We start from the raw sequence: 15,428 nt of genomic DNA, 5'->3' as shown, positions 1-15,428 counted from the left end.
GGGGTGACATCGAGCCGAGCGGCGTCCAGTGGTCGATGTCGCGCTGGGAGGCATACGGGAGGATGGCGATGGTGCAGCCTTGCGCCACCGTGTCGCAGAGCCGGTGCACGAGGGTGAGGTCGATGGTGCGGCCCTCGTACGCGGGGTCGATGACGAGCTCGCTGATGTAGAGGGCGTCGTTGCGGCCGCCCGCCCCGCTGTCACGGCGAGCGGCGATCGAGATCCACGCGAAGCTCATTCGTATCGCGGAGCTCCATACGAAGCTCCTCGACTTTGCGGAGCAACTCGACCTCCGTCCCCGAGGGGACGTCGAGCCACCCCAACGCGCGCCCCATTTCGGTGGCCGAAAATGCTCGGTATCCCGGGACCCCTGCGCCAGGATGCACGAGCGCTCGGTAAACTTTGCCGACGAACCACCCGTCGCGCCTGAGCGCCTCCAGCGCGTTGACCACCCCGCGCACGAAGAGCGATTCCGTCACGACCGCGACTCTCGCTTGTTCTGGCGGATGGCTGCCCCGGGACGCCCATAACTCCACCCAGCGCGACTGCTCGACACGAAAGCGCTCCGTCATGCGCTGGCGCTGGGCCGCGGTCGGCGCTCCACCGGCGGTGATGACGAGCTGTCGCATTCGTCCCGCCTGCCGGTAGGTCTGCTCTGCCCAGAAGTTCATCCAGGCTTCCCACTCCGGATCCGTCGGCGCCTCCTTGGCATGAACGAGGACGAACACCCCCGCCACGGCCCCGAACGTGAGCGTCCGCTGCATCATCGTGGACAGTGTACCGCGTCGCGGGCCGTCGATGGTAGATCCATCCGTGATGCCGAGCGCCTGACGCTCGCAGCCCGCTACGGCGAGCTCTTCACCCCCGGCGCGCCTTCGGGACCTCGATCTCCGTGACGACCTCGCCCTCGATATCGAGCACCGTCGGAGCCCGCTCGCACTCCCAGGTCGTCACGTTCGCGAAACACGTGACGCCCTCCTGGCGAAAGACACCGCCATCCTCGTGGATATGACCAAAGAGGTGGAGACGGGGCTTCACCTGAAGAACACGCGCCATCAGATCGGCACAACCACACCGCTCCTCGAACCACGAGCGATCCCCGATTCCGAACGGGGGCGAATGCGTGATGAGGACATCGAGCCCCTCGGGGATGGCGGACCATTTCTCCGCGAGCGCCTCGCCCCGCGGGAGATTAAATGCCCAGTCGTGGAACGCCGGCTGCCAGGGGCTGCCCCAGAAGGTGACGCCCTCGATGCAGGCCCCGGAGTCTTCCAGGTAAACGACTCCCTCGCCGAGCAGCGCGCGTGCCTCGCGCGGATGGTGGACGAAGGCCCAGTCGTGGTTGCCCGCGACCACGACCTTGTACCGATGGGGCAGGCTCCGGATCCACGCGGCGGCCTCCGCGAGCTCGTCGAGATCCCCGAACCGGCAGAGGTCTCCCGCGTGAACGAAGACGTCGCCCTGTGGGACGACGAGCTGCGTGTGAAAGAGGTGCGTGTCCGCGACGGCGACGATCCGCATGGGGGCGAGGATAGCAGCATGGAGTGAGGTGTGGACAATCGTTCGAAGTTGCGTGATCGATGAACGTTTTCCCGCGACCGGGAACAGATGGCTGATGAACCTTCGCAACTTCTCCTTCAAGGCAGCCATCCCGTCCCTCCTCCTCGCCTTGCCGGCCCTCATGGGCTGTGGCGGCTCGGAGCCCGCGGAGCCCGGGCAGCCTGGGCCGGAGCTGCTCGCGCCCCCGGAAGCGGGCAAGGGCGTGCAGTTCAAGATGGTCACGAAGCTCGACCCCGGCACCGAGGGCGAGCATTGCATGTTCGTGAAGGCGCCCGCGGAGGGGCTCTTCGTCAACCGTGACGAGGTGCGCTACTCGAAGGGGAGCCACCACTTCCTGCTCTTCCAGACGAGCTACGACGACATCCCGACCCAGAAGGAGGACGGGACGGCCGTCGATACGAGCGGCGTGTTCGACTGCTCCGACGGCGCGACCGACGGCTGGGAGGTGGAGAAGCTCGTCGCCGGCTCGCAAAACGCCGACGGCGACTCCATGCTGCGTTTCCCCGAGGGCGTGGCCATGAAGGTGCGCCCGGGCGCCGTGCTCCTCATGAACGCGCATTACATCAATGCATCGATGAACGTCATTGAGCCCGAGGTCCGGGTGAACCTCTACACGATCCCCGAGGCCGAGGTGAAGACGGAGGGCGACATCCTCTTCCTCTACAACCCCTTCATCCACGTCGGGGCGCAGGCCGAGGGCCGCGCGCGTATGCGGTGCCCGGTGCACGCGGACATCACGATCGCGAACGTGCAATCACACATGCACGCGCGCGGCGTCGGGTATGCCGCGTCGATCGTCGGGCAGGCGGATCCGTTCTATACGAGCACCCAATGGGAGAACGTGACCGTCGAGGATCTCGGCGAGGGCCTGAAGGTCGAGGCCGGCGCGTGGTTCGATTACTGGTGTGACTACTCGAACGCGGAGGCGAGGGACGTCTTCGCGGGCCCACGCTCGACGGACGAGATGTGTATGCTCATCGGCTCGTATTACCCGGCCGATTGGGCGACGACGCATTGCCGCGCCGAGCCCACCGGCCCCGACCAGCCGAACTTCATCGGCGCCGAGTGGGTCGGCAATGGCGAGGCGACGTGCGCCGAGTCGTTCGCCTGCGTGGAGCAGGCCCTCAACGCGGGCCAGGAGATCACGACCTGCGTGACGAGCTCCGACGCCGCGGTCTCGCGGGAGTTCTCCGACGCCTTGCGTTGTTTCCTCAAGAAAGCCGGCCCGGACCAGGATCCGGCGATCGTCTGCAAGACCGAGCTCGACGCGTGTCTCGCGAAGTGATCGTGTTCATCGGCTGCAGGAAGGAGCGGACGCATCTCACGTTTGCCCGAGCGATCCGCGCCCGCCCTTCTTGTACCGGTCGAAGAGCTTGCGCAGCTCTCCGAGCTCGATGCCGTATTCCCTGGCGATCTCCTTGTGCCCGCGCTCGCCCACGAGCATGTGACCAAAGGCCTCCTCGAGGCGCTCGAGCTCGATCGGCAACGGTACCTGCTCGATCGGCGCCGCGGGCGCTTGTACCTGGCCAAACCCGAACACACTCGCCGCCGTCGGGGCGGGGGAATCCGGCGGAGCGGCCTTTCGCGCCCTCGGCACGCCGAGGCGCACCGCGGGATCGCCGAGGAGGATGTAACCGGAGAGGTCCTGCCGGAGCATCCAGAGGTGCCCGAGCCGGGCCTCGTCGCGCCGGCCCCCGCCCGCTTCGAGATCGTAGAGGCTCGTGAGCTCGGTGTTCGCCTGCTCGAAGAATCGCACGAGCTCGCGAAAGGAGATGCCCACGCGGTCGCCGCGCACGAGCGAACGCACGACGGAGAGGAAGCGGGCCGGGCGGGCGATCGGCGTGCCCGCGTCGCGCTCCTCGAAGCTGTAGGTCCAGGCGAGATCGACGTGCCCGAGGAAGGCGAGGGGGCCGTTCGGGTTGGCCAGCGCGGCGCGAGGTAACGAGGCGATGAAGGGGGGCGCATTGCGCGGCAGGGCGCGGAGGACCTCCTCGGCCTCGCCGCCATATTGCCCGAGCTTGTACAATCGCTCGAGCCAGTGGCGATAGGCGCTCTTGTCCGGGGTGCCGCCGCCATAACAGGCGACCATGAACCACACGCCGCCGGGCACGAAGGGGCGCTCGCCCATGTCACTCGCGGCGAAGGTGCCCTCGCGGCCGAAACGCATGGCCCCCTGGCGCGCGTGTTGCTCCGCGAAGTTTTTCCAGCCCTCGCGCGGGGGGCCGGCGCCGTGGCTGACGCTGAAGAGCACGCCGGGCCCGGGGCGAGAGGAGGCTTCGAGCCATTCGTCGGGGGAGGGCGCGTCCACGCGCCCGCATTCCTCGATGGTGCTCGCGTAAAACTCCCCGGACGCGGCGCGGCTCCGCGCGAGCTCGAGGCCGGGACGCACGAGGGACCGGTACGTGGCGGAGGTCGCCGCCGTGCCGTCGTGCACGGTATAAAACGTGGCGCGCGGGGGCGAATCGTGGGCCGCGGCGCGCTCGGCCGCTAGGATCTTGTGGACGTAGGCCTCGTAGCCGCGTTCGTCCGGAAAAGCGAGTCGCCCGACGTAGCCGTCCGATTGCTGGGCCTGCTGGATCGCGAGGGGGACCTGGTCGAGATCGCCGAGGATGAGCTGATAACGCGGAAGGTCGACCGCGAGGTCCGCGCCACGATCGAAGACGTCCTTGCGCCAGCGCGCGGCGCCCGCCATGTCGAGGCGCGGCGGGGCGCGGAAGACCTTGACCTCGCGGCCGCCCTGCGCCGCGCGGCGCGCCTCGACGAGCGGGCGCACGATTTCGAGGAGGCGGTCGCCCGTTTGTCCCTGGGGTACAATGAGGCCCCAGCGCTGGGCTTCAAGGTCGTCCGGGTCGTCGCCCTCGTCCCAGAGGTGCGTCGGGCCGGGGCGCGCCTCGGGGCACTCTACGTCCTTCGCGGCCGCGGTCGTGGGCAGGCCGCCGCCGAGCACGGGGCTGCCGTCGTCGTCGTGGCTGAGCAGGAGGTGGAGGTCGTTCGCGGGCATGGCGTCCTCGAGGGGCGACGTTATCACTTCTTCGAGGGCCCGGGCGCGCCGGTCTTCGTATCGCGCTCGCAATTCGACGGGTCGAGGCCCTGCTTCTCGACGCACGCGAGGCAGGCCTTTCGCGCGGTCTCTTCGTCCTCGGCGAGGTAGCGCCGCCGGAGCGAGGTGGTGGCGCAGTCGTCGTTGGCGCGCTCGAGGCTCGCGACGATGGCCGCGGGCTCGGCGTCCCAGCGCTGGAGGAAGCCCTGCGCGTCCACCGTGAGGATGCCATTTCCCTTCACCTCGAATGCGGCGATCGGGAAGGTGGACCCGGCGCTCGCGAGGGCGAATACCTGGCCGGAGCCGTCGAGCTTCCACAGGTCGACGGTGTTGTCCCGGGCCCGCGTGAGGACACGCTCGCCGCGCGCGTCGAAGACGACGGAGAGGACCGGGGCCGGATGCGCGAGCTCGACGAACGCGCCGTCGCGCTTCCATACACGCACGGTCCTGTCCTGCGAGGCCGTGGCGACGCGCTCGCCGTCGGGGGAGAATGCGACGGCCGTGAGGGTGCCCCCGTGACGGCCGAGCACGAGAGGTTTTTCCTGGCCGTCGATATCGACCCACCAGGCGCAGCCGTCCTCGCGGCCGAGGACGACGTGGCGCGCGCCGGGGCGGCCGCTCCAGGCGACGGAGGTGAAGCCGCCCGAGGTCGCGGAGACGAGTTTGTCGGAGGCGGCGGCGCCCGCAGCCTCGCATTTCTCGGCGGAGGCCCGGAGGGGGACCGGCGCGTGGTCGCTTTTGTCGAGGTCCCATACGAGCGGCGCGCCCTCGGAGGCGACGCTGATGAATCGGTTTCCCTCGCCATTCCACGCGAGCCCGACGATCGGCGCGTGGTGGTGCCGCGGGAGGGCCCGCGAGGGGAGGACGGCGAATGCCGCGGGCGAAAGGGTCGGCCGCGCGTCGATACGCGTGAGCGCGACGTGGCCGTCCTCGTCGCCCGAAAGGACGTGTTTTCCATCCGGGCTCCACGCGGCCGTGAGGATGTGCCTTTGCCCGTGGGAGAGCACGCCGAGCGGGTGGATGTCGTCGTGGACCTCGGCGTTCGTCGACAAACGATAGAGGGCGAGCTCGCCCTCGGGTGTGCTCTGGAGCAGGTGGTCCTGCGTCGGGCTCTCCCACGCGGTCGTCACGTAATGGCCGAGGATCCGCGGGAGGACGGGCCGCGGCAGGCGCGCGAGGTCCCAGATGCGCGCGGTCTCGTCCCAGGAGCCGGTGACGAGGCGGCGGCCGTCCGGCGAGAAGGCGACGGTGGTGACGTCGGCCTCGTGGCCATTCAGGACCGCGAGCTGGGTGGGGGAGGCGGGGTCCTCGTGGTCATTCGCCCAGATACGCACCGTGTTGTCGTCGCCGGCCGTGGCGAGGACACGGCTGCTCTTCGGGTGGAAGACAGCCAGATTGACGGGGCCGATGTGGCCTTCGAGCGTGGCGATCTCCCTGCGCGTCGCGACGTCCCAGAGGCGCGCGGTGCCGTCGTGCGAGGCGGTGACGACGGTCTTGCCGTCCGGGGAGAATTCGGCCGAGGAGACCGGGCCCGTATGCCCTTCGAGGCAGGCGCGTGTCCCTCGCCGGGCGTCCCAGAGGCACGCCGTGCGGTCCCAGGAGGCGCTGACGAGGCGCTTGCCCTCGGGATCGAAATCGAGGGCGACGACGCCGTCCTCGTGCCCGGTAAAACGATTTTGCAGGACGGGGCCGGTGACCGGGGAGAGGTCCCATATCTCGAGGGCCCCCTCGTCGGTCGCCGTGGCCACGCGCTCGCCTCCGGGGGAGAAGACGGCCGCGGAGATGCTCTGCGCCTCGCTCGGGAGCTCGGCCACGACCCGGGGCTCCGGGCCGGAGAGGTCCCAGATCCTCGCAATGCCGTGGAGGGAGGCGGTGAGCACGCGGCGGCCCTCGCCGTCGAAGACCGCGGAGGAGAGGGGCTCGGCGTGCCGGAGGACGAGGGGTTTGCCCCGGCCATTGCCGTCCCATACGTGGGCCTCGCCGTCCTCGGAGGCCGTGACGAACCGGCCGCCGTCCGGGGACCAGGTGGCGTGCCATAACTTCTCGCGGTGGCCGGAGAGCGTGACCCTGGGAATGGGCAGGCCGAGGAGGCTCTGGGTGAGGGAGAGGTGGCGATGATCGGTGAGAAGATCGGGGAAGGGGCCACTCCGCTCGGAGAGGACGGACGCGGCCGCGGCGTGCTGATGGCGCGCGACGAGGTTCAAGGCGCCGCCGATGCGGAGCTGCTTCTCGGCGGCCTCTTGCTCCTCCTCGGCGGCCTTGCGCGCCTCGTCGGCCCTGGATTGGGCCTCCTGCGCCCGTGTTTGCGCCTCGACCGCGGCGTCCCTGGCGCGGCTCGTTCGAATGGACTGGAAGGTCATGGCGACGGCGACGAGCGCCGCGCCGACGGCGCCGAGGACGAGCTTGCGCCGCTCCTCGCGCTGTTTGTCGCGGGCCTTCTGGGCCTCGGCCTCCTCGGCGTGTTCGCTCGCCTCGATCATCGCCCGCGTGTCGGCGTCGAGCTCGTCCTCGGCCTGCGCGCGGATCTGCCTGGCATAACCGAGCTGGGCGCCGCGGAGGAGGGCGCCGTGCGCCTTGTAATCGGCGGCCCAGCGCTCGAGCTTGCCGATCTCGACGACACGCGCGCGGTCCTCGGCGAGCCAGGTGGCGAGGCGCTTCCACCGGCGGAGGAGGGCCTCGTGCGCGACCTCGACGACGATGCGGCCACCCTCGTCCTGCCGCGAGACGAGGCGCGCGGCGATGAAGCGCTCGAGCAAGGCGTCGAAGCGCGCGCGGCGCTCTGGTTCGGCGGGGGCGAGGCGGGCGAGGGGGACGCGGCGCCGGGTATTCGAGGCGCCGCCCTCGCCGAAATGGGTGAGGCGCGAGAAGAGCCAGCGGGCGAGTTTTTCGGACGGCTCGTCGAGCTCGGCGACGACGGCGTCCGCCATTCGCTCGAGCGCGCCGAAGACGCCGCCGAGCTCTTCGTAGCGGGCCGCGTCGAGGGTCTTTCCTTGCCGCTTTTGCCAGAGGAGGTCGAGGACGTAGGCGACGAGGGGTAATGCCGTGGGCTCGGCGCCGACGTCGGCGATGATGCGGCTCGCGAGGCCGTGCGAGAGGGAGAGGCCGACCTTGCGCGCGGGCTCCTCGATGACGGTGCGGAGCTCGGCGGGGCCCATCTGCGCGATGAAGACGCGGTGCGCCTCGTCGTAGGCGACGCGATCGAGCCTCTGGCCCGTGGCCTCGTCGAGCACGAGCTGGCCGCACTCGCCCACGAAATCGACGCGCATGCTGGTGATGCAATGGAGGTTGCCCTCGCCGGAGGCGCGCTTCCATAACTCGGCGACGAACGCCTGCCGCTCGGCCGGATCCTGCACGTGGGTGAAGACCTCCTCGAATTGATCGACGACGAGCAGGAGCGGGAGGTCCGGGTCGCGGCGCGCGGCGAGCGCCGATTGCAGGGCGGCGAGCGGAGACGCGCCGGGGCGCATGACGATGGCCTCCCAGGCGCCACTCGTGGTCGAGGCGAGCGAGGTGATCTCGCGGTGGAGCACGGAGAGCGCCTGCTGCGCGGCGGTGCCGGCGCGTTTTCGCCCGAGGAGCTGCGCGAGCCGCTCGACCGCGCGCCGGAACTCCTCGGCGTCCGCCACGTCGCCGCGCGCCTCGCCGCGCTCGAGCAGGCGCGGGACGACGCCGGCGAGGACCATGGACGATTTCCCCGTGCCCGAGCCGCCCGCGACCACGAGGAACCGAGGTTTGCCCGCGGCGGCGAGCGCGGCGAGGTCGGCGAGCGTCTCCTCGACCTCGGCCTCGCGGCCAAAGAAGAACCGGCGATGCGCGGCCTGGAAGGCGAGCAGGCCTCGATAAGGGCGAAAGGCGATCGGGCGGGAATCGTCGCCGTCCTCGGGGCGGGCGTGCAAGGTGAGGCTGGCCCAGTCGAGCCGCCCCGCCCCTTCGCGGAGGAGGGTTTGTCGCGCGGCGAGCAGCGCGTCCTCGACGGAGGAGGGCTCGACGAGCAGTTTGTCGTAAAAAACGCGGGTGAAGGTGATGGAGCCGAGGGCGGAGAGGGGGAAGCGGGAGGCGACGACGGCCTCGACGCCGGCCTGGTGGAGGTTCTGGGCGACGCTGCCGAGGTGATTGCCGATCTGGCCAGGATTGCCGCTGTCGCAGGCCGAGAGGACGACGAGGCGGATCCGGCCCGCGTGGGGCGCGAGGATCTGCCGGAGCTTGCCGGCGTCGAGCAGGACGCGCTCGCCGCTGCCGTCGTCGCTGTCGAGGGCGAGGCCGTGGGTCCGTCCGACCTCGGCGCCGTGGCAGAGGAGGTGGAGGACGTTCACGATCGCGCCCGACTCCGCGGCTTCTTCGAGGGCGCGGGAGAGTTTGCCCAGGGAGAGGTGATCAATCAGGTCGCGGGCGGGATCAAAAGGATGATGGCCACGCTCGGCGGCGGCGCGCAGGGCGCTCGATTGCTCGGCGAGGGGCACGGCGCCGGCGGCGGCGGACCAGCCGAAGAGGATACGGCCGCCCTCGGGCATCGGGGAAGGGTCCTCGGGGCGCGTGGCCGTCTCGGGCCAGGCATAACGGACGAGGACACCGGGCAGCTCGCCGAGGTGCTGGCCGCTCGATTTGAGCGTCAAGAGCTCCCAGGGCAATGCATAAAGCTCGGCGGCATTCGAGCGGAAGGTGATGCGCACGGGAGAGCCGCGCGAGGACGCAGCGGTGATGTCCTCCTCGTGGCGAGACCAGCCCGCGGGCGCGAGGAACCGGCGCAAGGCGCGGCCGAGGCGCTGGACGATGGCAGGATCGCAGCCCGGGCGGCGTACGGCGTCGAGGTCGGCGAAGAGGGCCGGGGTCCAGTCGATGGTGACGGTCTCGGCGCCGCCGCCCTCGGTATGGAGGACATACCCGACCTCACCATCTGGCAAGACAAACGACTCGTCGGCCTGCGCGGTGCGGGTGAATTCGAGGAGGAGGTTCTCGCCGGGCAGCGCGGTCACGGGGGGCTCATCCGCCGGCCATGACCTTGAACTGGCCGGGGCTCAGGATCTGGATGACGCCGCCATAGGAGCACATGAGTTTGCAGGTGTTGTGGAGGGTGGGCAGGCTCTTCAGCAGGACCTTGGTGCTGCCGGGGAGCCACGTGCCCGCGGGGACGGGGACGCAGGGCATGGGGGTGAGGACGCCCAATGCAGCGGCCGTGGCCGAGGCGACCGTGGGATTCGCCATCGAGGTGCAAGCGCCGAAGGGGGGGACGTTGACGACCGGCGCGCTGTCGGCGATGTTGCCGGCGGGCGTCGTGGCCATGACCGCGTTCGCGGGCAGGACCATGATCGAGGCGGGAGCCATGCCGAAGCTGCACATCGCGGTCGCGCCCATGGCGACTTGAACGGCCATCGTTTCACCTGCCACACGTGTTCGGGGCGAGGCGAGCGTAGCCGGAGGGGCGAGGGTGGGGCCAGTTTGTGGCAGTCAGGCCGCCGGGGCGGGCGCCCCGGGCTTCGGGCGGAGCGATTTCGCGAGGCGCCGCGCGAGCTTCTGGGAAGGGTCCTCGCAGAGCAGGAAAAACAGGTACGAGGCGCCGAGCGAGAGGGCCATGAGGAGCGACCAGTCGAGGAGGTAGCCGAGCTTCAGGTGGTAGTATTTCTTGAAGAGCTCCCACGCCGCGAGGTGGACGAGGTAGAGCGAGTAGCTGAAGAGGCCGAGGCGCTCCGAAGAGGCAGGCACGCGCGAGGCGGCGAGGTGCGGGATCTCCACGAGGAGCCACGCATAAACGAGCAACGAGAAGGCGTTCAGCGTCCAGGGATAACCGATCGGAGAATGGAACCGGAGCGCGAGGGCGACCGCGCTCGCGAGCCAGACGCCGAGGCGAAAGGCCCAGATACGAGGGTGTCTTCGGGGCGGTCGCTCGTGGAGCCGCTCGGCGAGCAGGCAGCCGAGCAGCCAGCAGGGCAAGCCGACGACCCATTGTAATGCCCAGCCATACGCAGGGTATGGGAGCGCGCGCGGATCGACGAGGACGATCACCGCGGTGGAGAGGGCGAAGGAGAGGGCGACGAGCGGGCGCCAGCCGAAGCGATCACGCAGCGCGAGGAGGAGCGGGTAGAGCGTGTAGTAGACGAGCTCGCACTGGAGGCTCCAGAGGATCGATTCGGAGAGGCCGACGTAAGGGATGCCGACGGCGGACGAGAGGGCGATCGAGGCGAGGAGAGGAACGCCGATCCGGACGTAGCGGCGGACGAGATACTCGGGCCAGTACGGGCGGCGCGAGAGGCTCGGCCAGTGAATGCAGAGGCCCGAGATGACGAAGAAGACGATCACCGCGGCCGGGCCGTTCCAGGCGACGCCATACGAGGCCGAGAGGAACCAGGCAATGGGGTGCGTGCGCTCGAGGCCCGCGAGCACGGGCGGCGGGCCGAGGTGGCTCATGACGACCATCGCCGCCGCGAAGAAGCGGAGCGTGTCGAGGCCGGCAATGCGGGCCGGCTCGGCGGCGAGGGGAGAGGCGGCGGCGCTCATCACGCAGCACGCGCTCCGGCGAGGGGCTCCGCGCGTTTTCGCGCCGCGCGGTCGAGGAGGAACATGGACGGGACGAGGACGACGGCGCGGAAGGCGATGTTGACGACGGTGGTGCCCGCCTCGGCCATGTCGATCATGTTGAAGACGATGCCGATGTAAAGCACGATGCGGATCGGATCCTGCTCGGGGAAGGCCGTCGTGAGCCGCCAGAGGGCGCCGAACAGCGCGCCGATCGCGCCGAGGCCGAGGACGACGCCGGGGAAGCCGAAGTTCCAGTAGAGCTCGCCGGCGGCGGTCTGGGCGATGGAGGTCGTGGCCTCGGCCTCGGTGCGGGCGGCGCCGATGTAATAGTAGAACCAGCCTCCGCGGGAGACGGTGGGTTTGTCGGGCCAGAAGAGGCGGGGGACGAAGGCGTAGGCGAGGTAATCGAAGGTCTCGCCCCAGCGGTGGCCGTGTCGCTCGACCTCGCCATAGAGGAAGGCGGCGGGGATCGGCTCGAAGGAGCGCTCGAAGAAGGCGGTGGCCTGCTCTGCGACGCCGTCGCCTTCGCTATAATCGCCCTGCGTGTAGGTGCGGACGATTCGATCGCTCTGGCTCTCGCCGGCGATCTCGTTCGCCTGGCGGGAGGCGGCGATGACGGGCGCGACGACGCCGAGGTAAAACGCCGTGAGCGCCATGCCGAGCACGGGCAACCAGCGGCGCAAGGCGCGCTCGCGGGCGAAGAGCAGGCCGGCGGGGAGGAAGCTGAACATGAGGAACGCCTTCGAGCCCGCGCGGAGGTTGACGACGAACTCGATGGCCGTGCCGAGAATCACGAGCAGCCAGAACGAGGCCCGCCGGTGATCTCGGGACTGGTCGATGACATATCGAGTGAGCGCCGCGAGCGAACCCCATTGCAAGAGGCCGCCGAACGCGCCGAGCCCGACGATGAACTTGTCGCCGAACCGGACGAGGATGCCGATCACCCAGAGGAGCAAGAAGCCCGAGCCCCCGGGCGGCGAGCGCTCCCCGGGCCTCGGGATCGGGCGCATGAGCTGGAGCCCCGCGTGGAGCCCGAACGTGCCGAGGAGGTACATGACATACCCCGCGGCGAGGTCGTCCGGATAGATGGTCTGGACGCTGAAGCGGATGGGGATGCCGTCCGCGAGCTTGTTGCCGTGGTGGATGGCCGCGAGGCCGAGGGCCACGGTGTTCCAGCCGAAATAAAAGGAGACAGGGGAGAGGCCGAGGGGCGCGCGTCGAATCTCGAGATAAATGATCCACGGGAAGACGACGGTGACGGCGGCGCCGGTGACGTAGAGCGTGGTCGCGGGCTCCTCGGCGAGCCAGAGCGTGACGAAGCCGATGAGGAGGAGCCACGCATGGAGCACGAGCGGGCCATAACGCCGATCGAGGAGGCCTCCCGAGCGGGCTCCTGAAGGAGGGGCGAAGGTATTTGCCAGCGTCGCGCCCATGCCGTGCTCGGGCTCAGCCGACCTCGGCGGCGGGGGTATGCGCGGGGCGGCGCTCCGCGGGGCGATAATCGGGGAAACCCTCGGTCGTGGCGGGGGCGGGCGGGAGTGCGCTCCTGCGCTCTCGTTCGGGTTTGTCGAGGTCCTTCACGGCGAGGAGCTGGCCGCCGGGAGGGCCGTAGGTCTGCCAGAGGGCCATCGCGAGCTGGAGCGGGGCGCGCGGGCCCGGCTCGACCTTGCGGCCGCAGCGAAAGCCGAGCGAGCGGAGCTCGGCCGGCGTGAAGGCCGAGCGGTGCGTCTCGGCGAATGCCCAGGCCTGGACGTCGGGGTCGGCCGTCTCGAGCTTCAAGAAGGCGCGCTCGTCGTGGCCGGTGTGCGGGTCGAGCGACTCGCGCGGGACGGTGATGACGATACGCTTGCGGGCGATCCGCTCGAAATCGCGCAGGGCGCGGAGGGCCGCGCTTTTGTCGAGGTGCTCGAGGACCTCGATGCAGAGGAGCGTGTCGACGTAATCGTCGGGGTAGGGCAGGGCGTCGGCGCTGGCGAGGACGAGCTCGTCGTAGCTCCGGTGGTGGGCGGTGCGGCGGAGGTTGTGGACCGTGAGGTCGCAGCCGCTGAGGAGCTCGGGCTCGTCGAGGCGCGGGTCGCGGCGGTCGTATTCGCGGACCTGGCGGAAGCCGATCGGCGTGTCCTGCCAGCGGTGCCGGAGCATGAAGCCGTAGACGCCGACGCCGCAGCCGACGTCGAGGATCCGGGTGCCCTCGATCTCGTCGAGGACACGCGGGATCATGCCGAGGGGGCTCTGGCCGACGAGGAGGGAGGTCTTCACGAGCGTTTCTCCGCAATGGGGGGTTTGGGGCGCAGAACGCCGAAGGCGACCCGAAGCCCCAAGCGCTGAACCGATTCGAGTGGGCCCACGAGGGGCAGGAGGGCGCGGGAGATCGGGCCCGCATTCTCGCGGAGCGGGCCGAGCGAGGCGCCGAGGCCGATGGGTTTCTTGTGGCGGAGGCGCGAGGCGACCTCGTGGAGGACCTGTTTGTCCGCGCGCAGGGCGAGCTCGGCCTGCTTGACGAGGCGCGTGGGGCCCTGGAAATGGCGGGGCACGTACTTGCGGTGAATGGCAAAGGAGAGGGCGTGGATCGGCCAGGGGTTGACGTCGACGTCGTGGCCGTCCTCGCGGTTGCGAACGCGGACGAGCGGGCGGGCCGCATAAGCGACGTCGCCGTGTTCCGAGAGGCGCAGCCACATCTCGACGTCGGCGATGAAGCCGAAGGCAGGGTCGTAGAGGCCGTACCGCTCGTGGGCCTCGCGCCGGACGAGGGTCAAGGCGCAGACGGGGGAGCTGAAGCTCTGGAGCATGGTGCCCTGCCAAACCCGGCCACGCGTGAGCTCGGGCCAGGGGCCGACGTGCACGGCGCCGAGGGGCCTGTCGTCCTGGTCGACCATCTCGAGGCCGGTGTGCGCGAAGAGGGCGCGCGGGTGGCGATCGAGCAGGCGCACGAGCTCGGCGAGGAAATCGGGGTGGTAGAGGTCGTGGTCGTGGCAGACCGCGATGAGCTCGCCGAGGGAATCCTCGATGCCGGCGTTGAGGTTCGCCGGCATGCGCAGGTTCTTCGGGTTCCGGTGGTATTTCACGCGTGGATCACCGGCCGCGGCCTCGCGCACGGCCTCCTCGGTGCCGTCGCCGCCCGGGCCGTCGTCGCGGACGAGCAGCTCGAAATCGCGAAACGACTGGTCGAGGATCGAGCGGAGCGTGGCGCCGAGCAGGCGCGCGCGTTTGTACGTCGGCATGACGACGGAGACGCGCGGACGCGTGTCTCCGTCGCGGACCTCGGGCCTCGGCGAGAGCTTCGGCGGCAAGGGAGTTTCAGTCGAGGCGCCCCGCACGAATGTACTCCACGCTGTCGCGAATGACGGTGTCGAGGTCGAACCGAGGACGCCAGCCGAGCTCGCCCATGGCCTTGTCGGCGTCGGGGTACTTGTCGTTGGCCTCCTCGAAGAGCGGGCCGAAGAGGGCCTTGGGGTCGACGTAATCGATGCGGCTCTCGGAGGCCGTGATGCGCACGGTGCGCTCGGCGAGCTCGCGGATGCTGATCTTGTTCTGCGGGTTGCCGATGTTGTAGGCCTCGCCGCGGCGGCCGTGGCGCGCGGCGCGCACGATGCCGTCGGCGACGTCGATGACGTGCGTGAAGGCGCGGATCATGCCGCCGTCGCCGTAGACGGTGAGCGGCTCGCCCGCGAGGCATTGCTTGATGAAGCGCGGCAGGACGAACCCTCCCTTGCCGGACTGGCGCGGGCCCGCGATGTTGAAGGGGCGGATGATCACGGCGAAGAGGTCCGAGACCTTGCACGTGTTGACGAGCGCGATCTCGCACGCGAGCTTGGCCACGGCGTACTCGAGGCGGACCGAGACCTTCGGCGTGATGATCTTGCTGTCGTTCTCGGAGCAGTAACCGTCGCGGCCGCCGCCGTAGATCTCGCTCGTGGACACGTCGCAGAGGCGCGCGTTCGTGCGGTTCGCGATGTCGATCACGCGGTAGGTGTCGTCCGTGATGCTCTTCGTGATCTTGCCGGCGTGCCCGAGGACGCCGACAGGGCCGACGACCGAGGCGAGGTGGTAGATCTCCTGGTACGGACCGAATGAACCACGCGCGAAAAAATCCTCGATGGAGAGGACGTCGTACGTGAGGCGCGGATCGTTCACGCGGCGCACGAAGGCCTCGTGATCGAGGGGGCTCGTGCTGAGGTTGTCCACGACGTGGACGCGCGCGTCTTCGTCCACGAGCAAGCGCTCGACGAGGTGGCTGCCCAGGAAGCCGAAGCCTCCGGTCACGAGGATGTGTTTGTCTTTCATGATGCCTCTTCCTTCGCGTGCCTGGTCCTGA

Annotated in this window: 11 protein-coding genes; 1 reads left to right on the top strand and 10 read right to left on the bottom strand. The window is 69.7% G+C overall.

Annotated elements, in window-relative coordinates; genetic code table 11:
* Positions 1-200: 200 nt before the first annotated feature.
* Positions 201-767 carry a hypothetical protein gene (locus tag GF068_RS11615; protein WP_153819433.1) on the bottom strand — a complete coding sequence of 189 codons (567 nt, stop codon included), beginning with the start codon at positions 765-767 and terminating at the stop codon, positions 201-203.
* Positions 768-858: 91 nt separating this feature from the next.
* Positions 859-1,521, bottom strand: a complete 663-nt coding sequence (locus tag GF068_RS11610; protein WP_153819432.1) for a metallophosphatase domain-containing protein — start codon at positions 1,519-1,521, stop codon at positions 859-861.
* A 94-nt stretch (positions 1,522-1,615) separates the two neighbouring features.
* Between GF068_RS11610 and GF068_RS11605 the strand changes: the two genes are divergently transcribed.
* Positions 1,616-2,845 carry a hypothetical protein gene (locus tag GF068_RS11605; RefSeq protein WP_170319433.1) on the top strand — a complete coding sequence of 410 codons (1,230 nt, stop codon included), beginning with the start codon at positions 1,616-1,618 and terminating at the stop codon, positions 2,843-2,845.
* Between the two features lie 36 nt (positions 2,846-2,881).
* On the opposite strand, the gene GF068_RS11600 is transcribed toward GF068_RS11605, so the two are convergent.
* From GF068_RS11600 to GF068_RS11565, 8 genes are all read right to left on the bottom strand, one after another.
* Entirely contained in the window at positions 2,882-4,561 is a 1,680-nt protein-coding gene (locus GF068_RS11600; protein WP_153819430.1) for a hypothetical protein, read from the bottom strand.
* A gap of 23 nt (positions 4,562-4,584) precedes the next feature.
* Positions 4,585-9,573 (bottom strand): nSTAND1 domain-containing NTPase, encoded by a 4,989-nt coding sequence (locus GF068_RS11595; RefSeq protein WP_153819429.1) that lies wholly within the window; start codon positions 9,571-9,573, stop codon positions 4,585-4,587.
* Positions 9,574-9,580: 7 nt separating this feature from the next.
* Positions 9,581-9,970 carry a DUF4280 domain-containing protein gene (locus tag GF068_RS11590; RefSeq protein WP_153819428.1) on the bottom strand — a complete coding sequence of 130 codons (390 nt, stop codon included), beginning with the start codon at positions 9,968-9,970 and terminating at the stop codon, positions 9,581-9,583.
* A gap of 75 nt (positions 9,971-10,045) precedes the next feature.
* Positions 10,046-11,092, bottom strand: coding sequence for an acyltransferase family protein (locus GF068_RS11585; protein WP_153819427.1), 1,047 nt, complete (start codon positions 11,090-11,092; stop codon positions 10,046-10,048).
* The gene (locus tag GF068_RS11580) at positions 11,092-12,546 is read right to left on the bottom strand and encodes a hypothetical protein (RefSeq protein WP_153819426.1); all 1,455 of its coding nucleotides are present in this window, start codon (positions 12,544-12,546) and stop codon (positions 11,092-11,094) included. The genes GF068_RS11585 and GF068_RS11580 overlap by 1 nt, the downstream gene beginning before the upstream one ends.
* A 13-nt stretch (positions 12,547-12,559) precedes the next feature.
* Positions 12,560-13,372, bottom strand: a complete 813-nt coding sequence (locus tag GF068_RS11575) for a methyltransferase domain-containing protein (protein ID WP_153819425.1) — start codon at positions 13,370-13,372, stop codon at positions 12,560-12,562.
* Positions 13,369-14,403: a glycosyltransferase family 2 protein gene (locus GF068_RS11570; RefSeq protein ID WP_153819424.1), complete on the bottom strand. Its 1,035-nt coding sequence runs from the start codon at positions 14,401-14,403 to the stop codon at positions 13,369-13,371. The genes GF068_RS11575 and GF068_RS11570 overlap by 4 nt, the downstream gene beginning before the upstream one ends.
* A gap of 7 nt (positions 14,404-14,410) precedes the next feature.
* Positions 14,411-15,397, bottom strand: coding sequence for an NAD-dependent epimerase/dehydratase family protein (locus GF068_RS11565; protein WP_170319432.1), 987 nt, complete (start codon positions 15,395-15,397; stop codon positions 14,411-14,413).
* Positions 15,398-15,428: the final 31 nt, after the last annotated feature.

Origin of the sequence: Polyangium spumosum (assembly GCF_009649845.1) — a bacterium.
Taxonomy (GTDB): Bacteria; Myxococcota_A; Polyangia; order Polyangiales; family Polyangiaceae; genus Polyangium; species Polyangium spumosum.
The sequence above is the reverse complement of the archived record's forward strand: the minus strand, read 5'-3'. Positions and strand labels throughout refer to the sequence as shown.

Coding starts and splice junctions, on each gene's coding strand:
- GF068_RS11615 (WP_153819433.1), bottom strand. CDS start 767: ATGATGCAGCGGACGCTCACGTTCGGGGCCGTGGCGGGGGTGTTCGTC.
- GF068_RS11610 (WP_153819432.1), bottom strand. CDS start 1,521: ATGCGGATCGTCGCCGTCGCGGACACGCACCTCTTTCACACGCAGCTC.
- GF068_RS11605 (WP_170319433.1), top strand. CDS start 1,616: ATGAACCTTCGCAACTTCTCCTTCAAGGCAGCCATCCCGTCCCTCCTC.
- GF068_RS11600 (WP_153819430.1), bottom strand. CDS start 4,561: ATGCCCGCGAACGACCTCCACCTCCTGCTCAGCCACGACGACGACGGC.
- GF068_RS11590 (WP_153819428.1), bottom strand. CDS start 9,970: ATGGCCGTTCAAGTCGCCATGGGCGCGACCGCGATGTGCAGCTTCGGC.
- GF068_RS11585 (WP_153819427.1), bottom strand. CDS start 11,092: ATGAGCGCCGCCGCCTCTCCCCTCGCCGCCGAGCCGGCCCGCATTGCC.
- GF068_RS11580 (WP_153819426.1), bottom strand. CDS start 12,546: ATGGGCGCGACGCTGGCAAATACCTTCGCCCCTCCTTCAGGAGCCCGC.
- GF068_RS11565 (WP_170319432.1), bottom strand. CDS start 15,397: ATGAAAGACAAACACATCCTCGTGACCGGAGGCTTCGGCTTCCTGGGC.